General features: G+C 47.7%; 17 protein-coding genes. 5 read left to right on the top strand and 12 right to left on the bottom strand.

Annotated elements, in window-relative coordinates:
* Positions 1-2: 2 nt before the first annotated feature.
* Together GRF55_RS02515 and tsaE are read left to right on the top strand one after the other, a co-directional pair.
* Positions 3-1,580, top strand: coding sequence for a bifunctional response regulator/alkaline phosphatase family protein (locus tag GRF55_RS02515; protein ID WP_220368987.1), 1,578 nt, complete (start codon positions 3-5; stop codon positions 1,578-1,580).
* 15 nt (positions 1,581-1,595) lie between these two features.
* Positions 1,596-2,033: a tRNA (adenosine(37)-N6)-threonylcarbamoyltransferase complex ATPase subunit type 1 TsaE gene (gene tsaE, locus GRF55_RS02510; RefSeq protein WP_220368986.1), complete on the top strand. Its 438-nt coding sequence runs from the start codon at positions 1,596-1,598 to the stop codon at positions 2,031-2,033.
* A gap of 89 nt (positions 2,034-2,122) precedes the next feature.
* Here tsaE and trxA read toward each other — a convergent pair whose 3' ends face one another.
* A complete protein-coding gene (gene trxA / locus GRF55_RS02505; RefSeq protein WP_220368985.1) occupies positions 2,123-2,437 on the bottom strand; it encodes a thioredoxin in 315 nt (104 codons plus the stop codon).
* A 37-nt stretch (positions 2,438-2,474) separates the two neighbouring features.
* A complete protein-coding gene (gene dnaE / locus GRF55_RS02500; RefSeq protein ID WP_220368984.1) occupies positions 2,475-6,206 on the bottom strand; it encodes a DNA polymerase III subunit alpha in 3,732 nt (1,243 codons plus the stop codon).
* Between the two features lie 180 nt (positions 6,207-6,386).
* On the opposite strand from dnaE, the gene GRF55_RS02495 reads away from it, so the two are divergent.
* Genes GRF55_RS02495 through GRF55_RS02485 form a run of 3 tightly spaced genes read left to right on the top strand, consistent with a single transcriptional unit; the run spans position 6,387 to position 8,049 of the window.
* The gene (locus GRF55_RS02495) at positions 6,387-7,079 is read left to right on the top strand and encodes a phosphatidylserine decarboxylase family protein (RefSeq protein ID WP_220368983.1); all 693 of its coding nucleotides are present in this window, start codon (positions 6,387-6,389) and stop codon (positions 7,077-7,079) included.
* Positions 7,080-7,112: 33 nt separating this feature from the next.
* Positions 7,113-7,814: a CDP-diacylglycerol--serine O-phosphatidyltransferase gene (gene pssA / locus GRF55_RS02490; protein ID WP_220368982.1), complete on the top strand. Its 702-nt coding sequence runs from the start codon at positions 7,113-7,115 to the stop codon at positions 7,812-7,814.
* A gap of 7 nt (positions 7,815-7,821) precedes the next feature.
* Positions 7,822-8,049 carry a DUF4834 family protein gene (locus GRF55_RS02485; RefSeq protein WP_220368981.1) on the top strand — a complete coding sequence of 76 codons (228 nt, stop codon included), beginning with the start codon at positions 7,822-7,824 and terminating at the stop codon, positions 8,047-8,049.
* 384 nt (positions 8,050-8,433) lie between these two features.
* Here GRF55_RS02485 and dnaA read toward each other — a convergent pair whose 3' ends face one another.
* The 10 genes from dnaA to GRF55_RS02435 all read right to left on the bottom strand — a co-directional run bounded on the left by dnaA (position 8,434) and on the right by GRF55_RS02435 (position 23,857).
* On the bottom strand, positions 8,434-9,855 hold the full coding sequence (dnaA, locus tag GRF55_RS02480; protein WP_220368980.1) for a chromosomal replication initiator protein DnaA: 1,422 nt from the start codon (positions 9,853-9,855) through the stop codon (positions 8,434-8,436).
* A 420-nt stretch (positions 9,856-10,275) separates the two neighbouring features.
* Positions 10,276-11,178 (bottom strand): MlaD family protein, encoded by a 903-nt coding sequence (locus tag GRF55_RS02475; RefSeq protein WP_220369592.1) that lies wholly within the window; start codon positions 11,176-11,178, stop codon positions 10,276-10,278.
* Positions 11,179-11,185: 7 nt separating this feature from the next.
* Positions 11,186-12,418 (bottom strand): N-acetylmuramoyl-L-alanine amidase, encoded by a 1,233-nt coding sequence (locus GRF55_RS02470; protein WP_220368979.1) that lies wholly within the window; start codon positions 12,416-12,418, stop codon positions 11,186-11,188.
* A 63-nt stretch (positions 12,419-12,481) separates the two neighbouring features.
* On the bottom strand, positions 12,482-12,856 hold the full coding sequence (gene folB, locus GRF55_RS02465; protein WP_220368978.1) for a dihydroneopterin aldolase: 375 nt from the start codon (positions 12,854-12,856) through the stop codon (positions 12,482-12,484).
* Between the two features lie 12 nt (positions 12,857-12,868).
* On the bottom strand, positions 12,869-15,418 hold the full coding sequence (locus GRF55_RS02460) for an adenosylcobalamin-dependent ribonucleoside-diphosphate reductase (RefSeq protein WP_220368977.1): 2,550 nt from the start codon (positions 15,416-15,418) through the stop codon (positions 12,869-12,871).
* A gap of 708 nt (positions 15,419-16,126) precedes the next feature.
* Positions 16,127-18,208, bottom strand: coding sequence for a TonB-dependent receptor domain-containing protein (locus tag GRF55_RS02455; protein ID WP_220368976.1), 2,082 nt, complete (start codon positions 18,206-18,208; stop codon positions 16,127-16,129).
* 189 nt (positions 18,209-18,397) lie between these two features.
* Entirely contained in the window at positions 18,398-20,965 is a 2,568-nt protein-coding gene (locus GRF55_RS02450) for a TonB-dependent receptor domain-containing protein (RefSeq protein ID WP_255563820.1), read from the bottom strand.
* Complete coding sequence (locus GRF55_RS02445) at positions 20,962-21,714, bottom strand: DUF4974 domain-containing protein (RefSeq protein ID WP_220368975.1); 753 nt, start codon at positions 21,712-21,714, stop codon at positions 20,962-20,964. Before GRF55_RS02445 ends, GRF55_RS02450 begins: the two co-directional genes overlap by 4 nt.
* Entirely contained in the window at positions 21,711-22,214 is a 504-nt protein-coding gene (locus GRF55_RS02440; RefSeq protein ID WP_220368974.1) for a sigma-70 family RNA polymerase sigma factor, read from the bottom strand. The genes GRF55_RS02445 and GRF55_RS02440 overlap by 4 nt, the downstream gene beginning before the upstream one ends.
* Positions 22,215-22,315: 101 nt before the next feature.
* Positions 22,316-23,857 (bottom strand): IS1634 family transposase, encoded by a 1,542-nt coding sequence (locus GRF55_RS02435; protein WP_172774742.1) that lies wholly within the window; start codon positions 23,855-23,857, stop codon positions 22,316-22,318.
* Positions 23,858-24,059: the final 202 nt, after the last annotated feature.

The following is a 24,059-nucleotide window of genomic DNA, read 5'->3' as shown; positions in this document are numbered from 1 at the left end:
TTATGAGCAACGGATTATTACTTTGGGCTGACGACGAGATGGAACTTCTCAAAGCCCACATTCTTTTCTTACAGAAAAAAGGCTATGATGTTGTGACCGTCACCAACGGGACGGACGCCATTGAATTGTGCAAGCAAAAAAGTTTCGACCTCATACTCCTCGACGAGATGATGCCTGGACTCACGGGACTTGAAACATTGCAACAGATCAAGGAAATATCGCCGGCAACTCCTGTCGTCATGGTGACCAAAAGCGAAGAAGAGAACATCATGAACCAAGCTATCGGTGCCAAAATAGCAGACTATCTCATCAAACCCGTCAATCCCAATCAAATACTTCTTACACTCAAGAAGAACATCCATAGTAAGGAAATTGTCACAGAAACGACGCAGAGTAACTATCAACAGGAATTTCAGAACATTGCCATGCAGATTGCCGATTGCAAGAATCACCAAGACTGGATGGATGTGTACCGGAAACTGGTGCGTTGGGAACTGGAGCTGAGCAGTACCGACTCGTCGATGACTGAGATGCTTCAAATGCAGAAGGAAGAAGCCAATATCGGATTTGCGAAATATATAAAAAACAACTACATCCAGTGGATACAGGCGCGTACAGAGATGAAAGCACCTGCGGAAGGTGACGACCGTCCACTCATGAGTCCCGACGTTTTCAAGAACAAAATATTCCCGTTGCTCGATCAGGGAGAGAAAGTCTTTCTGATTGTGATAGACAATTTTCGATACGACCACTGGCGCGTACTCTCACAAGAGATTGGCGACATCTTCGATATCAATGAAGAACTCTACATGAGTATTCTTCCCACTGCCACACAATACGCAAGAAACGCCATATTCAGCGGACTTATGCCGACCCAAATCGCACAAATGTTTCCTGAACTATGGGTGGATGAAGACGATGAAGAGGGAAAGAATCTCAACGAGGAACCACTCATCCGCACACAGATAGAACGTTTTCGGAGACACGACACGTTCTCTTATCACAAGATTAACGACTCCGCCGGAGCCGAAGCGTTCATGCAACAATTTAAGAACCTTGAGCGAAATGACCTCAACGTCGTAGTGTTCAACTTCATCGACATGCTCTCACATGCCCGCACGGAGTCGAAGATGGTGCGCGAACTCGCCAATGACGAGAAAGCCTATCGTGCACTCACACTCAACTGGTTCCGCCATTCGGTGATGGCTGAACTCTTCAGAATGATTGCACAGGCAGGATACAAGACGGTCATCACTACCGACCACGGCAGCATACGGGCAAACAGACCCGTGAAAATCATCGGAGACAGAAACACCAATACCAATCTCAGGTATAAACTGGGGAAAAACCTCAGCTACAACCAGAAAGACCTGTTCACCATCAAGGACCCCAGGCAAGCACAACTGCCTGCCCCCAACATCAGTACGACATACGTATTTGCGACAGGCACAGACTTCTTTGCCTATCCGAACAACTACAACTACTATGTCTCCTACTACAAAAACACGTTCCAACATGGAGGAATATCCATGGAAGAGATGATTATCCCCATTGTCACACTCACTCCAAGGAGAAGATAACAAATGCGAAAAAACATGGAAATCCACATCAGCGACATCGGACAAATCCGCAATGCGGCACACCAATTTATTGAATATTTAGGCGACAAACGAATATTCGCATTCCACGGCGGCATGGGAGCCGGGAAAACCACTTTCATCAAAGCCGTCTGCGAAGAACTTGGCGTAGAAGACGTGATAACCTCCCCCACCTTCGCCATCGTCAACGAGTATGCCATCACCAACCCTCCTTCAACCTGCACACACATCCCTTCAACCATCTACCATTTCGACTTCTATCGCATCCACAAACTCGAAGAGGTCTATGATATGGGATTTGAGGACTACCTCAGCGGTGATGCATTCTGCTTCATTGAATGGCCCGAACTCGTTGAAGACATGCTGCCAACCGATGCTGTCAATATCAGTATTGATGAAAATGCAGACGGAAGCAGGACCATTATTATAGAATAGACAGACAGTTCCCTGAGCTTCTGACTCAAAAAAAGCAGCCCAAGCGGAATTTCCGTTTGGGCTGCTCCATTTGAATCTGCCTGCCACTCTTACAACAGGGCATTGAATTTCTCTTCGAGAGTTGCCTTGTTGGTAGCACCCACGAATTTGTCAACAAGCTGTCCGTTCTTAAAGAATAGAATGGTCGGGATGTTGCGCACGCCAAACTCCATAGCGATATCGTCATTCTCCTCTACATCGCACTTGCCGACGACGATGCGTCCTGCATATTGCTCAGCCAGTTCAGAGATGATGGGCGCCAGCATTCGGCACGGTCCGCACCATGTTGCCCACAAATCTACTACCAATGGCAATTCGCCAGTCTTGTAACTTTCAAAATTTTCACTTGTGATCTGTACTTCCATAGTTTTTCTTTTTTTATGTTTAACAATAAATACATTTTCAATTAATCTTATAATCCGCTCCTTCATTCTCAGCAATGAGTGAGAGGAGTTCATTGGACACGAGAATGTAGCTGTTCTGGCTACGCACCGTTATCTCCTGATTCTTCGCACGGTCGAACAGTCTGAGAAACACTTCTGTCTTCCCCGGATGTTCGGAAAAGTTCTTTGCCAACTCTTCCACCGTATCTTCGCCGACAGATGTGGCATCCATCGTAATGGTGATTTTCTGTATTTGTTTTTCTTTGACCGTCTGCAGGGAATTGATTGAAGTGACGACAATTCCATATTTCTTGCTGCCTTTGTAGCGCTCAAAACATGCTGCCTTCACAAATATATTGCTGTCGGGGATGATACTGCCGCGCCATTTCATCCAGTCATCTCCAAAGATTCCCAACTCACCGGATCCGTTAAAATCCTCAATCGTCACAATGCCATACGGGTCATTTTTCTTACTCATTCCTTCCCGGATTCCGGTAACTGTTCCCCCGAATCGGAGTTCAGGCATTTTGCTTATTTTCTCCCAATCCATCTCCCGTTTAAGTTCATCGCATCCCACGTTACACATCTTTTCCAGAATGAACCGATATTCATCCAACGGATGGGCTGAGAGATAAATTCCTACGAGCTCGCGTTCTTTATTCAGTCGGTCAATCGTGCTCCACTGCTCTACTTCCGGGATTTTCGGTCGTGCAATTTCCACCTCATCATCCCCGAAGAGTGAGTTCTTGGCTTGTCTTTGTTCCATCTGATAGCGCTGTCCGTAGCGCACAAGCAGGTCAAGGAACAGCTCTCCCTTCTGATTCAATCCGTAGAAGCTCTCACGACTGATGCCGAAGCTGTCGAAGGAGCCGCTCAATATCAGATTTTCCAGACATTTCCGATTCACGTTGCTCAAATTGATGCGCTGCACGAAATCATAGATATCCTTGAACGCGCCATTTTCTTCTCTCTCCGCAATGATGGATTGTGCCGCAGCCTCTCCCACTCCTTTGATAGCTGCAAGTCCGAAACGTATCTCTCCTTTTTTGTTGACACCGAACTGCATGTAACTTTCGTTCACATCAGGACCATACGTGTGTATATTCATCGCCTTGCACTCATCCATGAGCTTGGTCACTTCAGAGATGTCGTTCTTACGCCTACTCATGATTGCTGCCATGAATTCTGCAGGATAGTTCGCTTTCAGGTATGCCGTCTGGAATGCCACCCACGAATAACACGTCGCATGACTTTTATTGAAAGCATAGGAGGCAAATTTCTTCCAGTCTTCCCAAATCTTTTCCAGTTTCGCCTTGTCGTGTCCGTTTTTCTCTCCGCCCTCATAGAAGAGTTTTTCCAGTTTCTGCATCTCGTCAATCTTCTTCTTTCCCATCGCTTTGCGAAGGCTGTCGCTTTGACCGCGTGTGAAGTTTGCCAATTGACGTGAGAGCAGCATGACTTGCTCTTGATAGACCGTGATGCCGTAGGTCTCTTTCAGGTATTTCTCCATGCATGGGATGTCATAGGTCACGAGCGATGGATTGTTTTTTCTCTTGATGAAGTCCGGGATATAATCCATTGGTCCCGGTCGGTAGAGGGCATTCATCGCTATCAGGTCCTCGAAGACCGTCGGATGGAGCTCACGCAGATATTTCTGCATTCCGGCAGACTCAAACTGGAACGTGCCCACCGTGCGCCCTTCTTGATAGAGTTGATAAGTGGCGGGGTCATCAATCGGAATTTTCTCCAGATCGATGTCAATGCCTCGCGTGAGTTTGATGTTTTGGACAGCATCTTTCAACTCCGACAGCGTCTTCAGTCCCAAGAAGTCCATCTTGATGAGTCCGGTATTTTCTATCACATGCCCGTCATACTGCGTACAAAGCACTTTCTCGCCCTTATTGTCCGGATCTTCTGCCGTTGAGACCGGAACCCAGTCGCTGATGTCGTCACGACAGATAATCGTTCCGCAAGCATGAATGCCCGTACCACGCACCGTGCCTTCAAGCATCTTTGCATATTTGATGGTATTGCTCAACTTTGAATCTGTTGAGAGTTCGGCATCGCGAAACTCACGAATACACTTGATGACATTCGGCAGGTTGATTTTGAGTTCTTTCTTGGTTTCTGGGTCTTCGCCGAGACGTTTGGGAATCAACTTGCACAAGCGGTCCGACTCGCTCAAAGGCAGTTTTTCCACCCGTGCAACGTCCTTGATGGAGTTTTTGGTTGCCATGGTTGAGTAGGTGATGATGTGTGCCACTCTTTCGTGGCCATATTTCTCCTCCACCCATTTCAGCACCCTGCCGCGCCCGTCATCGTCGAAGTCGGTATCAATATCGGGCAGCGAAATGCGGTCGGGATTCAGGAAACGCTCAAACAGCAGGTCATATTTCAACGGGTCTATCTGAGTGATGCCCAGGCAGTAGGCTACCACCGAACCGGCTGCGGAGCCGCGACCGGGTCCTACCAACACGTCCAACTCATTGCGCGCCGTATTGATAAAGTCCTGAACGATGAGGAAGTAGCCTGGGAATCCCATGGTCTTCATCACGTGCAATTCAAAGTTGATGCGCTCTTTCACCTCGTCGCTCAACGGCTCTCCATAGAGCTTCTTGGCCCCGTCGTAAGCCAATTTCCCCAGATATTCCGCTTCGAACTTGATGCGGTAGATGCGGTCATAGCCTCCGAGGTGTGCGATACGTTTTTCACCCTCTTCCGGCGACAATTGATTCTTTCCGTTTTCGTCGCTTGTAAACTCATTATAGAGTTGTTTTTCGGTATATCGCCTGCGGACATCCTCTTCCGTTCCGAACTCCTCCGGTATCGGGAAGAAAGGCATGATGGGGTCATGGTTCAGGCTATAGACTTCCACCTTGTCAAGAATCTCCATCGTGTTTGCCAAAGCTTCCGGAATATCCGAGAAAATCTGACTCATTTCCTCCCGTGTCTTCAGCCACTCTTGCTTACTGTACAGCATTCGGGATGGGTCGTCCAAGTCTTTTGCCGTCGCCAAGCAGAGCAGATGGTCGTGGGCTTCGGCGTTTTCCCTGTCCACGAAATGGGCATCGTTCGTACAAATCAGTTTGATGCCATACTCTTTTGCCAATTCTATCAGCACTTTATTAGCCTTTTGCTGCAAGGGGAAGGTCTCCCGGTTGGCACGGATATTGGGATCGGTCACTTCATGCCGCTGGAGTTCCAGATAATAGTCTTCGCCAAAGACACGGCGATACCATTCGATGGCCTCACGAGCTCCCGCAATATCATCCTCCAGAATCTTATGGGGCACCTCGCCGGCAATACATGCCGAGCAGACAATCAGTCCTTCATGATAGCGCTCCAAGTCCTTCCGGTCGGTCCTGGGACGCATGTAGAAGCCATCCACCCATGCCCGGCTGACCAGCTTAACCAGATTTTTATATCCCGTCAAGTTCTTTGCCAAGACAATCAGGTGGTAACCGCCGATGTCGCTTTTCGTGTGTTTCTCTTCCTTATCGCCATTTCGCGCCACGTACATTTCACAGCCGATGATAGGCTTGAAGGGCTCCTTCCCTTCTTTTACCAACTTCTTATTGACCTTCTCACAATAGTCTGAAAAGTCTTTAATACCAAACATGTTGCCATGGTCAGTAATCGCCATTCCGCGCTGACCGTCGGCAATTGCTTTATCTACTAATTTTTCTATACTCGACATGCCGTCAAGTATAGAATAATATGTATGTACGTGAAGATGAATGAAATCCTGCATATATGACTTAATTTGGACTTCAAAGTTACGATTAAGCGAGCAAAAAACCAAATTTTATTTGAGTTTTTTCGAGCGTGAGTAACTTGGACGCAAGTCGAACCGTAAAGAACAAAGATAAAAATTTGCGGAATACGTAAAAAAAACGTACCTTTGCAAACGATTCGCAGAAGTGAAGTCATTATGGGAGAAAAGATAAAAAAGATAAAAAAAATCAGAATACACAGCGAAGGAACTGACACATTGCTTTACGGCTTGTTTATCCTCGTCGCTGTGGCTGTGATTCTTTGGCGGTCTTTCGACACCAAAATTCCTTTCTGGAGTTTTGTAGCTATCTTCGGAACTTTATATGCCATTGTCGCCAACTTCTTCCGTTGTCCGATACGACATTTCCCGGAAGAGAACACGGAGAAAATCGTAGTGGCACCAGCCGACGGAAAGGTGGTGGTGGTGGAAGAAGTGGAAGAGAACGAATACTTCCACGACCGGCGGTTGCTCATCAGCATCTTTATGAGCCTTTTCAACGTACATGCCAACTGGTTCCCGGTTGACGGACAAGTCAAAAGCGTGCGCCATCAAGACGGAAACTTCCACAAGGCATGGCTCCCGAAAGCCAGCGAGGAAAATGAACATGCCGACATCATGATTGAAACGCCGGAAGGTGTCAACATCCTCTGCCGACAAATCGCCGGCGCAGTGGCACGCCGCATCGTCACCTACGCCAAGGAAGGCGAGGAGTGTCTCATTGACGAGCACCTCGGATTTATCAAATTCGGTTCGCGAGTCGATGTGTATCTCCCTCTCGGAACAGAGGTTTGCGTAAAAATGGGGCAATCGACCACCGGCGACCAGACGATTATCGCGCGGCTCAAATAGACCGCAACACCTGAACGGAAGCGACGAAATGAGATGATTCCATTCAAAAAACATATCCCGAACACCATCACCTGCTGCAACCTGATTGCAGGCTGCATCGCCATCGTATATGCCTTTTACGGAAAGCAAGATACCGCCCTGCTCTTCATACTCATAGGAGCAGGATTCGACTTCTTCGACGGGATGGTTGCCAGATTGCTGCACGTATCCTCGCCCATCGGAAAAGAACTGGACTCACTTGCCGATGACATCACCTTCGGAGCAGCACCGGCAATGATGATTTTCACACTAATGAGCCAAATGGAATACCCCACGGCAATAGAACCGATTGCCAAATACCTGCCATTCACGGCATTCATCATCGCAGCCTTCTCGGCACTCAGACTGGCAAAGTTCAATCTCGACGAACGGCAGACGACCTCTTTCATCGGGTTGCCGACACCTGCCAACGCACTCTTCTGGGGCTCACTCATCGTCGGAGCGGGAGAACGGATTGCCACCATCCCGCACGCATACATTTTTATCCTCATCCTCATAGCCGTCACCTGCTGGCTGCTCGTTGCAGAAATCCCCATGTTTGCACTGAAATTCAAGCAATGGGGGTGGAAAGGAAACGAAGTGAGATACCTGTTCGTCCTCTCATGCATCCCGATACTCCTGATTTTCGGCATCTCCGGCTTCGCACTCATCATCGCATGGTACGTCATGCTCTCCGCATTCACCCAAAAGAGCTAACAAAGCCATGCTGAAACTCCTCTTCCTCTTCATCGTCACACTTTTCATCATGGGCGCAGTCTCGCTCCTCATGTTCATACGCTCATTCCTCAAAATAAAAAAGCAGTTCGACCACTTAGGCTCAAAAGACAAGCCCTACGAGGAGATACGCACCACCAACCGAACAAAAAACAAGCAAATCTTCGCCGACGACGAAGGGGAATACATCGACTTCGAAGAAGAGAAAGCTGAGTAAAAAAACACCACAGACTCACCCTGCATAAACATACAGAATAGGACGTATAAATATGCAGTTGAACTTTCGCTTTCCAAAAGTGGCACTTTTAGGCTCCAAAAGTTCCCCTTTCAGCGTCCAAAAGTTGCCCTTTTGCAAGCTAAAAGTACCACTTTTGGAAAGCCATTCCTAACGTTTTGATATTCAAGTGGTTACAAAACACACCCATAACCGTCTTCCTTTGCATAAATATACAATTTCGGGACCGCAGGAAAGAGATGGGAATCGGTATTTTGAAATCGCCAAAGCTTGCAATAACGGCACAAAAAAAACGGGCAGCTCTCCACACGAAGCGCTGCCCGTTTTCAATCTCTTATCCTTATCACCGTCTCACACGGCAAGATATTATCTGCCTTTATTGACAAACTGTTTCAGCTTAAACGAATTTTCAATGCTCTCTATCTCCGAGCGGAAAGCGGCATCTATCTTCATCCGCTCCTCCACTTGCGTACAGCTGTGGATGACGGTCGAGTGGTCACGGTCGCCGACCAGTTTTCCGATTCTTGAAGCCGGCATCTTCGTGTATTTCTGTGCCAGATACATAGACACCTGTCGCGGGATGACCAGATCGCGCTTCCGGCTCCTGCTGTTCACCGCCTCTGTCGTCACTTGATAGTGCACGCAAACCTTATCGAGGATATCGTCGATGGTCAGCGGGCGGTTATCTACTTTCACCGAACGGGATACGATCCGCTCTGCCAGCTTCAGATCGACCTTGCTGTCATACACCACGGAATATGCCAACAGCGAATTGATGACTCCCTGCAAATCCCGCACGCTGCCGTTCGCCGTCTGTGCTATATACTGAATCACCTCCTGAGGAATCGTCAGCCCGTCGCGACGAACCATGCTGTTCAGAATGTCCATGCACAACTGCACGTTCGGACGCTCCAACTCGGTAATCAGACCACAGCGGAAACGGGTAATCAGCCGTTCATCCATCCCCTTCAAATCGACTGGCGGGCGGTCGCTTGCCAAAATGATGCGCTTTCCGTTACGGAAGAGGTGGTTGAAGATATGGAAAAACGTGTTCTGCGTACCAGACTTTGTCACCCACTCCTGAATGTCATCAACAATCAGCAAATCGACCGTCTGATAGAATTTAATGAAATCATTGACCGTATTCTTCAGGCTTGCGTCCACGTATTGAACCTGGAACAGGCGCGCACTGACATACAGCACCCGCATCTTGGGATACAACTGCTTTGCACGGATTCCGATGGCGTTAATCAAATGCGTCTTTCCACAACCGGACGGACCAAAGACAAACAGCGGATTAAACTGGCTGGTGCTTGGATGTTCCGCGATGGACAAGCCGATAGAACGCGGCAGCTTGTTACTCGTGCCCTCAATGAAATTCTCAAATGTCTGCTTGGGATTCAACTGGGAATCAAACGGCAGGGAATCTTCCGTGCTGTCTGCAGAGCCTGAAAGCGTATTCTTATCGCTTCCTGACTGACCGACAACCGAATCATCCGGTGTAGCAACAACCCCAACATTGTTGGTCTTATCCACGACAATACCATAAGCCAGCCTTACACCCTCACCAAATACTCTCGTAAGCACCTTGCGCAGCAAGTCCACATACTTCTCCTCCAGGTACTCATACACAAACATGCTGGGTACCCGCACCGTAATCTTCCGGTCTTTCTCATCATAAGATTCCAGAACGATTGGCTTGAACCATGTGTTAAACTGCTGCTCGGAAACATTCTCCTTTATAAGCCGAAGACTCTGTTCCCAAAGAGCATTTGGGTTAGATTTCATGTGCTATATACATTAATATATTATAGGGTGTCAATAACAAACTTTGTTGACCATCCCGTTGCGTATGCAAATTTCGTAATTTTTCCACACATGAGCAAACGCCATTTTTCTATATTTCCCTATTCATCATCCCTAATTCACTATATTTAGGCACTTTATGAAATCGGATGCAATTCAGTTATCGCACAAGCATTTTGTGAAATTCAAGTCTCTGGCAACCAACGGTTTATATTTTTACACACACACATCTCATGTGCAATAAGATGATACAAAGACCCACGTAAAATCTCATCAATAAAGAAGTTCCGAAATAACGCCCCAATTTTGTGGTCTAAAAGTATTTATTTAGACGCAATTTAAATTGAAAGCTTTTCCAGCCTTTTTCCAACGCTTCCGAACGACTATCGGAATGTTGATTCGCTACTTGTCCTTTTTACCGAAAACCGAGAAGTGGACATAGCGTTTCGGATGCTCCCGAAGGTTGATGAGCAGCGAGTCCGCATGAGCTATGGTTGAATTGAGATTCTGGTAAAGTTTCTTGTCATTCAGCAGAAGTCCCAACGAACCATCGTTTGCATTCAGTTTATCTGTGAACCGGCGCAAGTTTTCAAGCGTTTCGCTGACTTTCGTCATGGTCTCCTCTACGTTGACCGCAGAGAGATTGGATGCTAACTGTCCCGACTGGTCGAGCACGTTATTTGCCCGTGTAATCATGCCTGGCACTTCTTTGTTAAGGGAAGCCATCAGGGTGTTCAACTGGGTTGTGGTCGTTGTCAGATCGTTTGTAATATGCTCCACGTTATGCAACGACTTGGCGATTGCAGGGTCGGCTGTCAACGTGTTCAGATTGGCAAGGATAGAATCAAGTTTAGGCAGTATTTTCTCTATCTGCGGAATCATCTCGGCAGCCTTTCCAAGTGCTCCTGCATAGATGCTGCCGGAAATTTTCCCTCCTACCGGAATCATTCCTGCGGACGGGTCGCCCAGCAACAGGTTCAGCTTCACGTTGCCCAGCAAATCGCTTTCAATTTCCGCCCGACTCCCGTTCGGGACCTGCAGTTTCTTATCCAGTCCGACTGTCGCGACAATCGCTCCCGGCTTTGAATAATCGTACTCAATCGACTTCACCGTCCCCACCTTGAAACCGTTGGCATAGATGGGACTTGAGGCAGCCAAGCCGCTAATATCCGAAAATGTGACATAGTACACATGGTCGTTAGAAAAGAGCTGAACTCCTTTCAGAAACTTCATCCCAAAGAAAAGTACCAAGATACCTACAATGGCAACGAGTGCTATTTTGATTTCTTTTGCCATACTGTTCATCATCTATTTATTTCCTATTCGTTTTGAATTCCCTGATAGCCTGATTGACATCCATTTTCCGTCCGTTTTTGAATGCGATGATAAATGCTTGCGGGAATTTCTCAAGCAATGATTTTCTGAGACGATATATCTCGTTGTAATCGTTTGAAGAGCCAATCGTATATTTCACCATTCCGTCTTCCACATACGAATCGACATCTTCCTCACCTTTCAGTTGCGGACTGTTTTTGGGCAAAGTCTTACTGCTGGCAACTATCTGAACTTTAAACACAGGTTCATTGCTTTTCTCCTTAGCCTTTACCGGTTCCTCATCCGCTTCCCGTTTTTTTGTCTTAAGAGTTTCTGCCGTTGTCTGCCTGCTCTCCACTGGCGCCACCTGCCTTTCCGTCTTCTGCGGCTGCGAAGGTGGTTCTGCGACTGCTACTGGTTCCTTCTTGGGTGCTTCCACTGTAAACAACTGCGTACTGCCCCCATAATACTTATTCTTATATTGCACGAAAGCATTGAACAAACCCTTCGCATATCGCTCCGTTGCCTCTTCGGAGTTCATAAAGCGCTCCTCGTCTGGCGTTGAGATAAATCCCAGTTCAACAAGGCAGCCCGGCATTGACGTAAGCCTCAGCACAGCCAGATTGTCCTGATGAGCTCCCATATCCTGTCGCCCTGTCGCTGCACAGACATTCCGCTGCATCATCTTCGCCAGATCGACACTGCGCTCCATGTTCTGGTCCTGCATAAACTCAAACATGATATTACTCTCTGCGGAATTGTCAAACCCCTGATAAGTCTGCTTATAGTCCTTCTCCAGCAGGATTACCGAATTTTCCCGCTTCGCCACGTCAAGGTTCTTGATAATTCCGACACCACTTCTCCCCTGCCCTAACGTATAGGTCTGGAATCCCCGTGCTATACGTCCTCCTGCAAGGGCATTGATATGGACAGAGATGAAAAGGTCAGCCTTGTTCTTATTCGCAATCTCCGCCCGCTGCCACAATTCAAGGAACCGGTCGGTTGTGCGTGTGTAGATGACTTTCACGTCGGGACAATGGCGTTCCACCATCTTTCCGAATGCCAGCGCAAAGCGCAGGGTGAGATTCTTCTCTTTAGAGATAGCGCCAGGAGCACCGTGATCGTGTCCTCCGTGCCCAGCATCGATTACAAGAACAAAATTCCTGTCCGCACTCAGACTAACTGTTGCGAACGCAAATACTGCTATCATAATAAATGCTATTCTCTTCATATCAATCATTTTGGTTGCAAAGGTAGCAATTTCATGTAAAGATAGAGTAAGCGGCTATCCGTTTTATTTTTTATTAATAATTTTCATTTCCACGCCAGCACCGTCACAGTCGGCACCCATCGGTGGATTCTTCTTGGTTATTTTCAATTCCACGGATTCTATCTCAGGATATGCCTCCGTCATTTTCTTGCATATTCTGTACGCGACATTCTCAAGCAGTTTTGACGGCACGGTGATTTCTTTTTTCACCATCTCATAGAGGGCTGCGTAGTTGAGTGTGTCCGACACATCATCGGAGCGCATGGCTTTTTCTATTGGGAAACCGACACGGAGGCTAACCAGAAAGTCGCCTCCCGTCTTACGCTCCTGTTCCAACACGCCGTGGTAGGCGTGGAACCGGACATTATCTAAATAAATATAGCTGGACTCTAATTTCATCTCACAAATATTTTATCCGCACCTTGAGGCGCCACAACTCTTACAAATGAGGCAACCTTCCTGATAGACCAGCGTCTCATGACCACAGGACGGGCACTTCTGTCCCTTTGCCTCCGTTCCGTCAACGATATATTTCTTCAATGCCCGCTCCACACCGTTTTTCCAGGTATTGATGCTTTCGCTCTTCAGTTGCAATGAACCGACGAGCTTTATCACGTGGTCTATCGGCATGCGGTAGCGCAACACGCCGGAAATCAGCTTGGCATAGTTCCAATATTCCGGATTGAATTTCTCACTCAGACCTTCTACCGTTGTCTTATAGCCACGCTTGTTTTCAAACTGGAAGTCATAACGGCTGCGACCTTCTTCGCTGGTGTTTTTAATAATCTTTCCCTTCACAACGGTCTTGGGGAGCACGATTCCTTCTTCATCATCCTGAAGACCGGTAAATATCTCATACGGGTAACCATTCAGAAGTCCCACGAATGCCACCCATTTCTCCTTGTTGTTCTGGAAACGGACAACGTCGCACTCCAACACTTGCGGGCGAACTTCCGTCACTTCCGGTGGCAGACATGGCTGCAGGTCGCCCGCTGCTTCTTTCTTCTTTTTCTTATCCATAGAAATCATCACGCCTGAACGACTTCCGTCACGATAGATGGTGCATCCCTTGCATCCCGTCTTCCATGCTTCTACGTACAGTCGGTTGACCAGTTCCTCATCCACGTCGTTTGGCAGGTTGACCGTCACGCTGATGCTGTGATCCACCCACTTCTGGACAGCGCCCTGCATACGCACCTTCATCAACCAGTCCACGTCATTTGCCGTCGCCTTGTTATAGGGTGATTTGGCTACGATTTCGTCTATCTCTTCTTGCGTATAGCGCTTTTCCGTATCCAGTCCGTTGACCTTCATCCACTCCAAGAACTTCGGGTGATACACGATATATTCCTCGAAAGAATCGCCCACTTCATCCACGAAGTCCACATGCACGTTGGTGTCGTTCGGATTCACTTTCCTTCTGCGCTTATACACGGGCAGGAATACCGGTTCGATGCCGCTCGTCGTCTGTGTCATGAGCGAAGTGGTTCCCGTCGGCGCGATTGTAAGACAGGCAATATTACGGCGACCATACTTCACCATATCATCGTACAACTGCGGGTCTTCCTTCTTCAGTCGCAGGATGAAAGGATTCTTCATCTCGCGCTTGGCATCGAATATTTCAAAAGCGCCGCGCTCTTTCGCCATCTGCACCGACGAGCCGTATGCCGCCAGCGCCAGCGTCTTATGCACGTTGACCGAGAAATCGGTTGCCTCCTGCGTACCATAGCAAAGTCCCATTGCGGCAATCATGTCGCCCTCTGCCGTGATGCCGACGCCCGTGCGGCGACCCTTTCCGCTCTTCGCATAGATTTTCTCCCAAAGATGATATTCCGCACCTTTCACCTCTTGACTTTGCGGATCAGCCTTTATCTTCTCCATAATCCGCTCTATTTTCTCCAACTCCAGGTCCACGATGTCGTCCATCAAGCGCTGTGCCAAAGCCACGTGCTTGCGGAATTTGTCGTAGTCGAAATAAGCATCTTTCGTAAACGGATTCACCACGTAAGAATAGAGATTGATGGAAAGCAAACGGCAAGAATCGTATGGACAAAGCGGGATTTCGCCGCAAGGATTCGTGGATATCGTGCGGAAGCCCAGGTCGGCATAACAGTCGGGAATGCTCTCACGGATAATCGTATCCCAGAACAGGACGCCCGGCTCGGCACTTTTCCATGCGTTATGCACAATCTTTTCCCATAATTCCTTGGCACGAATCGTTTTCTCAAAGGCAGGTTTCTTGCTGTCTATCGGGAATTGCTGCACATACTCCTTGTCGGCTATCGCACACTCCATGAACTCATCATCTATGCGGACCGACACATTCGCACCCGTCACCTTGCCTTCAGTCATTTTCGCATCGATAAAGGCCTCACTGTCAGGATGCTTGATGCTTACAGAGAGCATCAGGGCACCGCGACGACCATCCTGCGCCACCTCGCGGGTAGAATTGCTGAAACGCTCCATAAAAGGAACCAGACCCGTAGAGGTCAGCGCCGAATTGTTGACCGGAGAGCCCTTCGGACGGATATGAGAGAGGTCATGTCCCACTCCGCCGCGACGCTTCATCAGCTGCACCTGCTCTTCATCTATTCGCATGATGGCACCATACGAGTCGGCATCGCCGTCGAGACCTACCACGAAACAATTCGAGAGCGAAGCCACCTGAAACTCGTTGCCGATTCCCGTCATCGGACTTCCCGCAGGGACGATGTAACGGAAATGGTCCAGCAACTCAAAAACCTCTTGCGCCGAAACGGGGTTATTATATTTTTTCTCTATCCTGGCTATTTCGTTGGCTATACGCCGGTGCATATCTTCGGGAGATTTCTCATAGATATTCCCAAAACTGTCCTTCATGGCATATTTGTTCACCCACACGCGTGCCGCCAATTCGTCACCGCCGAAATAGTCCAAAGAAGCATTGAACGCTTCATCATAAGAGTATGTTACTTTTTTCATATCAATTAGTTATATTTTGTTTTCAGTCTCATTTAGGATATCGAACGTTTGCAAAGATACAATTTTTATGGCAGAATAAAAAACTTTTTGGAAAACTTTTCCGCCCTATTTTCAGAAAAAGTTTCCTTTTTTGGAAAACTCCCAACAATTTTCCGTTCCGAAAATCCTCAAAAAAAACAGATTCATATGAGTTCGGCGACATTTCTCATTCCGTCCGTTGAGCCGATTCCCGCTTTTGTATATTTATACAGATACAGAAGCTTTGTAACGTGTTTTATAAATTATTGATTTTCAAACTGTTAAGAAGTGCTTTCCAAAAGTTGAACTTTTGGCTTGTAAAAGTTGAAGTTTTAGGCGATGAAAGTTGAACTTTTAGCGTGCAAAAGTTGAACTTTTGGAAAGCGAAAGTTCAACTGCATATTTATACGTCCTTTTCGGTATGTTTATACAGGTGTGTCATGGCGGTTACTTTCGTCGGATTCACGTTCCAAGAAACACAGGCAAACCCCGCCTTCACATTGCCGTCATTAAGCACTTGCCAGCAGCATACAAACACATCAAGGCAAACCGTTCACCATCTTGGCTGCGAAACTACTCTGCAAATTGATATTTATGGAATATCCTCCCTGGCAGTTGTCTGCCATTTGCTTTTAATGATGTGGCAGCGCCGGCACAATGCCGACGACTGCCCATCGAAACGAGAGAGATTTATAGTCGGTTCATTTCTGCTTCCGAGGCTGCTTTGCCTTTATATTTGCTCTTTTGGGGCTGGAACTGATACTGAACACTTAGGGTTATTCCCCGTCTGTCATAGCTTTGGCATTTGTTCATCAGAATCCCGTATGTATTCATGCTCCAGTCGTTGTTGCGGGTATTGAATATATCGGTAGCCGTCAGTTTTACGGCAAGGGCTTTATCTAGGAAAGTCTTTCGTATGCTCATATCCATCACAAACCACGATGCAGCGAAGCGGTTGGTGTGCATATCACCGCAACTTTGTCCTCTCATGTTTGCCGAGAGATAAAAATCTTTGGGCAAGGAAATGGAGTTCTGGCAACTATATGAGAATATGGGTTTGTTATAACTTGTATCGTCAAGCTTCATCCAAGGCTTCGACAATCCGAGAGTAACTTCGGGCCTCCAATGCCGTATAGACCGCCCCCAGATAAGATATGTGCTTAATTCTGACACATTGACATTGACGGGGTGTAGTAACATTTGGAATGTTGAAGCAGGGTAAATCTGCTTTACGAAGGCATAGGTGTCCAGACTTCTGATATAGTCCACTTGCAACATAAAGTCATTCCATTGTCCGAAGAACTGGAGATTGTGCATCTTTTCGTCTCGCAGCATAGGGTTGCCTCCCTCTATTTCGTGCTCTCCTGCATAGGTCAGACCGCCTGTCAGATGCGAATACGGTGGTTTGATGGTAGCCATTCTATAGCTTAGGCTTACCATTGAGGTTTCGTTGAAATAGTAGCCCAGTGATATGTCCGGGGTCAGGAAATTGTCGATACGGCTTACATCAGTATCTTTCTTTCCATCTACGGTGAACAGATAATCATCATACTCGTATCTTACTCCGGCGGACAAACTAAACTTTCCAAACTGCCTTGTCCATGAGGCAAAAGCCGCTAAAGAAGTCTGCTTTGCATCTGTGAGTGAAGACGGGATATAAGTCTCTACTGCCTGATTAAGCATCCGATAATCCAGCGTTGTGTGGGTATAGGAAGCTTGTGTACCCACAGAGAACTCTCCTTTGGCAAGCGGAAAGTCAAGATATACTTTACCAGCCCAAAGGTTGCTGTTCTGATTCTGGGTAGAGTTTATGCCCTGCTGCTGGGCGTTATCATAAGTAGTGGCGTTGGCCTTGTCATTGTTGGCACCCTTATAGTTCCCGTCAAAATGAAGATGATACTTGTCGGCAAATGTATTGTCATAGTAGAGGGACACAAGATTGTTTCTCATATTGCCTTCACCTGAAATCCTGCGGGAAAGTGGAGTCTCTGACTCCATCCATTCAGTCCCCGTGTTTAATGGGTCAGTGTGAGAATGCGTAAAGCGGTAGTATGCACCGAGAGACTGATTGCCTTCCGCGAAATTGAATCCGATTTTCCCCATTGCGCTATTCTCTGGGTAAGAGCTGTGGAATGTCGTTCCCGTTTCAATCGGCTTACCTTCATAAACGAGACGATTGAGTGTCGAACCCTTTATCAGGCTGTTGTCATGGTCATAGTAACCAGTGCCGAACAGTTCCCATTTCTTGGAATGATAACTGAAATCGAGCATGTCGTTCACAGACCATTTGCGGCGTACACGCGTCTCGGCTTCATTACTGACGCTAAGACCTTGTACAAAATTCCTTCGGGTCGTGATTTTAAGAACGGCATTAGTGGTGCTCTCATATTGGGCGCCAGGAGCTAATACGAGTTCTATTCTCCGAATGTTGGCAGATTGTAACTGCCGCAATTCTGTATTGTCGCGCATAGGTCTACCGTCTATATAGATTGCAGGTGTACCCTTTCCTGTTACGGAGACCATGTTGTCCTCGACGGAAAGCATTGGTAGTTGCTGAAGCACGTCAAGGGCGTTTCCTGCATTTTGCAAGTTTGACCCTGCAATGGTTGAAACGAGGGTACTGCCTACCAGTTTCGTCGCAGGCTGTTTTGACTTGACTACGATTTCCTGTAATTCATAGACTAATGAATCCATCGGCACCGTCTCTTGTGCATGGAGAGGAGTGCATACCGACAGAATCAGAACGACAAGCGATAATGACTTAGATTTCATAATTGCTAATTTTCGTTTTACTTGTTTTGTTTTTAGAGGTTCCGTTATAGGCATACACCTGAAAACGGAAATCGTTCACGTTTTAACATTATTTGCGGCTGCAAAATTACAGCGATTTGACCGTAAACGACGAATTTTCTTCCTGACATTTGTCTGACATTTGTCTGACATTTGGTTTCCTGTCCTCCACTACAAACGATTCTTTTCATCATTACCAGCACCAGTTCCTTTGTACTTGCTTCGCGTGGCATTGAAATTATAAGAGAGCGACACCCCTATGTATTGGGTATAGACGTAGGCATCCTTCGACATGGTTGTCACGGGATAGTAACCCGTCCAGCGTTCACGGAGATTGCGGAAGATGTCGTTAGCAAAGAGGGCAGCGGTCAGGTTGCCGTCAAAGAATGTCTTCTGCACACGGGCATTGATGTTGAACTCATGGGCATAGTGATTGAAGCCGTAATCGTAGCTGGTGGAATAATGCAGATAGAGCATTGCCTTCGTGGTCTTATCGATAGTAAACCAGTTGCGGAAGTTTATCTGCCATTCGGGTTTATTGCGTTTTGTGGCGAGGCCGTATGACTGGGTATCGAAGTTTTGCTGCCAGTAACTGAGTGTCAGCGTGGGACTGTAGAAACCGAACTTGGGTGAAGCCGTCAACGAGGCGTTGTAGGACTCAAATTTGTCGAAGTTACGGTTGGTCCAGATGGTAATCTCCGTTCCCTCCTGATACAGGCTGCCGAAACTTAGCCTCATATCTTTGCTGTGACTATAGCCTGCTGTGAAGTTCAGCCACGAGTAGGTAACGTTGAGGTCGAGGTTCTGCTTGATGGTAGGGCGCAACAAAGGGTTTCCACCCTCGTACTCATAGCGGTTATCGTATTGCACATTAGAATTTAGCGATTTATAGTTTGGGCGGCTGATACGTTTGTCGTAACTCAGTTGGATGCCCCATTTGTTCTTTTGCCAACCAAGGGAAAGATTGGGAAAGAGGTCGCGGTATTTGCGGCTCGGCTCGGTCTGATATTCACCGAAGGAATAATAGTCGGAATTGACCGTCTCGTAGCGCAGCCCGCCGCCGATGCTCCACTCGCCCAATTTTAATTGATATTCGGCAAAAGCGGCAATATTGCTCTCGCGGATTTCGTCATCGGAGGGTGACACAACTCGCTCAACATTCTCATATATACCGTGGCTGTTGGAGCGGGTGGCCTCACAGCCGAAACTCAGTTCACCCTTCCATATCGGATAGGTCAGTACAAGTTTTCCTGCCAACATATTGTTGCGATTCTCGTTGTGAGTGGTCACAGTGCGGTCTACTAGTTGCAGGCTATGCTCTAATGAGGTCTGGTCGACCACGCTTTTCTTCCAAATCCACGAGCCGTTGAAGTCGATGCCGAGTTTTCCTGCCTTACCCACATAGTAGATGTTGGCCTCGTGCTGAGGACGGTCGCTTACATTAAATTCAATAAATTGGTCAACCATTCCTTCGAGGGCGTTGTTTCGCGTGATGGTTTGCTGTGACTGAACCGTTCCTCCTTCATAGAGCGACCCACTAAGGTTATAAGAGAAACCGACAGAATTATCCTCATTGAATTCGTAACTGGCTCCCAACTGCCCGCCCAGCATCGTGTACCAGAAATTATTGGGTGCATATTGACGGATGCTGACATGATTGCCGTTGGCATACGTGTCGGTTGTAACGGTATTGTCCTCGGAGTGGTTGCCGTTATTGACCATCATGCTACCGAATATCTCCAGTCCACCCGTGCGATATTTCACCGTTGCATCGTCGTAGGTTGTCCACTTCTCGTTATACTTCACTTGACTGTATGCCTCCACACTTACGCCCTCGCCCTGTGGACGGATGGTTTTGATGCGGATGACGGCACCGACCTCGGCATTGTACTTGGCACCGGGCGACGTGATGATGTCCACGCTCTTGATGTCGGTCGATTTCAGTTGCTTCAATTCCCGTGCGTTCTGCACCTTCTTATTGTTGATATAGATTTCGGGCGTTCCCTTGGCGAAAACGGTATAGTTGCCGTCCTCACCCTGAACGTTGGGAAGCATAGAGAGTAAATCATCTGCTGTTCCTACATCTTTGAGTATGGAGTTCTGTACTTCAACAGTTACGCCACCTGTAGTCATCTTGTATTGTGGAACATGTCCTTTCACTGTTACGCCTTTAAATGTGTAGTTGTCCACTTGCATCCGTATGACTCCCACTTCAGGCTGGCTGCAAATCTTATAGATGGTCTTGTAACCGACGTAGGAGATGCGGGCAAGGACTTTGTCTTGTTCGTATGGAATGGCGAAGTAACCGCTTTCATTACTAACACCGCCACTAAGCAGCGTGGAGTCGGCAGGATTGAGAATTGCAATGTTTGCATATGCCAACGGCTGACCCTGTTCGTCAACGATGGTGCCCGTCAGGTGGCGGTCGGTCTTGTGGATACACTCCACATAGATTTCTCGGTCGTCGGGCTTCACGGTCATGCGGACGGGATAGAAGCCTATCATCTGCTGGATGGCATCGGGCAGTTTCTTATTCTTGATGGTGGTAGTGATGCGGAAGTCCTCCAGTTCGTTGTAGAGGAAGTTGATGACGTATTCCTTCTGCTCGTTATTCAACTGGAGCAGGGCATCGCTGAGCGACACATTATTATATATATGGCTAATGCGCTGGGCATAGGTGCCAAGTGGCATGCAAAGGATGCAAGCCATTAAGGCTAAGGTATATAGTGTGCGTCTCATCTTACAACCAGTTTTTTGTCCTCCATGCCGATGTTCACGGCTTCGAAGGTGTTCAACTTCTCCACGACGCTGGCGAGGCTGTCTTCACGCTTCCAGACGAAATGGAAACGGAGCTGGCGTGCCGCATCATTCTCAAACTCCACGCCGACGCCGTGGGCAACGGCAATAGTCGTGAGGATGGAGTCGAGCGCCACATTGTTGAAGACGTAGGAAACCTCTCCCCCTGCCCCTCTCCCAGTGGAGAGGGGAGTAGTTACACTTTTTACAGTGTCTGAAACTTGAGTGTATTCACTCCCCTCGCCTTTTGGAGAGGGGCTGGGGGTGAGGCTCCAGATAGCGGCAAAGGCAATACCCGATACCAGGAGCACGCCGATGAAGGATGCCGCTATCTTGTGGGGTGCGAGGAAAGCAAGAAAACGGGACTTACGTTCTCCTCCGTCAAGGGCATCCAGTTTTTCCGCATGGGCAGCGGCAAACTGCTCCCATTCGCTATCCACGTCAGGGGTGTCGTTCTTCACATCCTGATGCTTGAAGGCACGCTTTGCAAAGCCAAGTTGCTGCACAAGCTGGCGCATCTCGTCGTCAGCGAGTATCTGCTGCAACTGTTCGTCGGTCAGTCGCTCGGGGTGTTGGCTTCGCCTTCTTCCTCCTCGCTCGGCAGAGTTGATGCAAGCATCACTCTGCTCTCGCTCGTTCGTCAGTTCCTGCAATTCCAGAAGCCACTCTATACGTTGTTCTTCGTTCATCATATCGCTTTTAAGTTTGAATTATAATACGCTTTGATTTTCTCCATAGTCTGCTTCAGGTGGGTGTGGACGGTCTGGCGGCTGACGTTCAGCGCCTCGCCCACTTCCTGGCAGGTCATCTCTTGCAGATAGTGCAGACGGAAAATCTCCACACTTAGTGGCGGCAGGTTGTCCTGCAAGTAGCGCACCAGTTCTTCCATCTCCATCTGCTCGTCCACTGTATCATTGCTGACGAGCGTGTTGTTGTCCACCGTGAGCAAGCGTGCGAATCGTTCTTGCACCTGCTTGTGCTGCAACACATTCAGGCAGCGGTGGCGCACACTCGCCAACAGGAATGCCCGTGCATCGTCTGTTCGCACGACGGTGCTGCCACTGAGCAGACGGGCGAACACCTCGCTCACCACATCTTTGCTCTCCGCTTCGTCGAAGAGCAACGTGAGTGCCAGATGATACATCTCGGTGTAGTGTGTCTTGAACAGACTTTCAACATCTTTTCGTGTCATACACTTATAATACAGTTCAGACGAAGAAAATGTAAAGCGGAAATGCGATTTTTTTCATTCAAACTCTGTTTTTTCCTGACTTCGTCAATGCGCCACCCAAATTAAGATTTGTTGCCAGATATGTCGAAAAGTGGTTTCACTGCGAGGTGCTTCTCCGTCAAGAAGAGTGTCTTAGTGAAGTAAGTCCCGTTTTTAGGCATCCTTACCCTGATTGTCGTGATAGTTTTGGCTGCCTCAAGCACCTTATCGACACTCATCCCAATCTTGTTAATGGCAATGAGTCGCTCCAGTTCCTTATATACCTTATAGGCGATGAAGCAAATGCAGACATGTGCCTCTATCCTACGTTCTGTAAAATGAAACATCGGACGCATTTCCAGAGTTCCTTTTGAAATACGGAATGCACGTTCCACCACCCAGAGTCCATGATACTCGGCAATGACACGCTCGGCGTCAAGGTCTGTATTGGTGATGTAGCCCTTGAGTCCGTCCCACTGGCAGTCCTCTGCAATCTTCTCTTCGCTGATGACGACTTCTATGTCCTTGCTGATTTCAAGAAACTTGTTGTAGCCACGCTTGTTCACCTGACTCTTCGTGATGCGTCCGGTCTTATAGGCTTTTCTCAATCGGACAATTCCGCGGTCACGGTTGTAGGCATCCTTCTTTGCACGCTTGTCGGAATAACTGACGATAAGTCTTTCCCCATTCTCACGTTTGTAGTCGTAACAGGCTTTATCAACCTTCTCTAAAGAGAGAATCCATTGCTTCACGCTTGCGCTCTCGCTCTTGATGCGGGCTCCAAGTATGTAGTTGTAGCCAGCCTCCTGCAGCAAAGTGACATTGTTCTTGTTCATCAAGCCTGAGTCTGCCACCACAACAAAATCTTTCCCCAGATTGAAACGCTGCTTGAAGTCATCTATCATTGGTATCATGGTGAAGCCCTCATACTGGCTGCCGTTGAACAGAGAGTATGAAAGCGGGTAGCCTCCTTCTGATACAAGCAGACCGAGTATAACCTGTGACTCTGCCGTCTTTCCATCCTTTGAAAACCCCGGTTCACGCAATACGTCCGTCTGTGCTGTCTCAAAGTAGAGCGTCGTCACGTCGTAGAACATCAATCCAATCTTGCCTCCGAACAGTTTCCGGGTGTGCTCTACGCTAATCTGCTGCGCAAGCTCCATCTGGGTATTGTAGAGCTTGTCCATGTAGCGATAGATGTGGTTGAGGTCAACATCTTCATCATAATATGACTTCAGGTAATCTACTGTGGCAAGTTTGCTTCTGGGCTGCGACACCCTTGCGATTACCAAATGACGCAGAATCTCATCGGGAATCCGGTTGAAGCCGATGCTGTCATAGACTTGATCAAGCAGAAGCCGAGTACCGTTTATCAACACGTTGTCAATATTGCTAAGGAAACGCTCTGTCTCCTCGACTTCCTTTCCCTTGCGGTCATCAAAGTCAAGTTCTTGCTGACCGCCAAATGAACGTATCCATGCAGCAGCCTTATCGCATAATGAATGTATTTCCTCTTCGGATGTAGAGGAGCCAAACGATTTTATTTCTTTATACTTTCCACTCGCTTTACTGACCACTACCACACTTGTAGAGCCGGAACGATTGTGTTTCTTGCGTACATACATGGTGCAAAGGTACACGTTTTTCGCTTGCGCCACCCAAACCACCCAATAATTTTACGTAACTCGCTGATTATCATTGTGCGCTATATGATGGCGCAAAAAAGTGATGAAGTCAGGATGCGATTTTTTTCATTCAAACTCTGTTTTTTATTTCATGGTAGTCCTCTCGGGAGCATCCTGCACAATCAAAATCGGGCGAGGATAC

Source organism: Prevotella sp. Rep29 (genome assembly GCF_019551475.1).
In the GTDB taxonomy this organism is placed as follows: Bacteria; Bacteroidota; Bacteroidia; order Bacteroidales; family Bacteroidaceae; genus Prevotella.
Note: the sequence above shows the minus strand (reverse complement) of the source record. Positions and strands in the feature narration are given on the sequence as shown.

Excerpts from the sequence above, each read along its gene's own strand:
- GRF55_RS02450 (WP_255563820.1), bottom strand. The coding sequence starts at position 20,965 with ATGAGACGCACACTATATACCTTAGCCTTAATGGCTTGCATCCTTTGC.
- tsaE (WP_220368986.1), top strand. The coding sequence starts at position 1,596 with ATGGAAATCCACATCAGCGACATCGGACAAATCCGCAATGCGGCACAC.
- folB (WP_220368978.1), bottom strand. The coding sequence starts at position 12,856 with ATGAAATTAGAGTCCAGCTATATTTATTTAGATAATGTCCGGTTCCAC.
- GRF55_RS02435 (WP_172774742.1), bottom strand. The coding sequence starts at position 23,857 with ATGTATGTACGCAAGAAACACAATCGTTCCGGCTCTACAAGTGTGGTA.
- pssA (WP_220368982.1), top strand. The coding sequence starts at position 7,113 with ATGATTCCATTCAAAAAACATATCCCGAACACCATCACCTGCTGCAAC.
- GRF55_RS02470 (WP_220368979.1), bottom strand. The coding sequence starts at position 12,418 with ATGAAGAGAATAGCATTTATTATGATAGCAGTATTTGCGTTCGCAACA.
- dnaE (WP_220368984.1), bottom strand. The coding sequence starts at position 6,206 with ATGCAGGATTTCATTCATCTTCACGTACATACATATTATTCTATACTT.
- GRF55_RS02475 (WP_220369592.1), bottom strand. The coding sequence starts at position 11,178 with ATGAACAGTATGGCAAAAGAAATCAAAATAGCACTCGTTGCCATTGTA.
- GRF55_RS02445 (WP_220368975.1), bottom strand. The coding sequence starts at position 21,714 with ATGATGAACGAAGAACAACGTATAGAGTGGCTTCTGGAATTGCAGGAA.
- GRF55_RS02485 (WP_220368981.1), top strand. The coding sequence starts at position 7,822 with ATGCTGAAACTCCTCTTCCTCTTCATCGTCACACTTTTCATCATGGGC.
- GRF55_RS02495 (WP_220368983.1), top strand. The coding sequence starts at position 6,387 with ATGGGAGAAAAGATAAAAAAGATAAAAAAAATCAGAATACACAGCGAA.
- GRF55_RS02440 (WP_220368974.1), bottom strand. The coding sequence starts at position 22,214 with ATGACACGAAAAGATGTTGAAAGTCTGTTCAAGACACACTACACCGAG.
- trxA (WP_220368985.1), bottom strand. The coding sequence starts at position 2,437 with ATGGAAGTACAGATCACAAGTGAAAATTTTGAAAGTTACAAGACTGGC.
- GRF55_RS02455 (WP_220368976.1), bottom strand. The coding sequence starts at position 18,208 with ATGAAATCTAAGTCATTATCGCTTGTCGTTCTGATTCTGTCGGTATGC.
- GRF55_RS02515 (WP_220368987.1), top strand. The coding sequence starts at position 3 with ATGAGCAACGGATTATTACTTTGGGCTGACGACGAGATGGAACTTCTC.
- dnaA (WP_220368980.1), bottom strand. The coding sequence starts at position 9,855 with ATGAAATCTAACCCAAATGCTCTTTGGGAACAGAGTCTTCGGCTTATA.
- GRF55_RS02460 (WP_220368977.1), bottom strand. The coding sequence starts at position 15,418 with ATGAAAAAAGTAACATACTCTTATGATGAAGCGTTCAATGCTTCTTTG.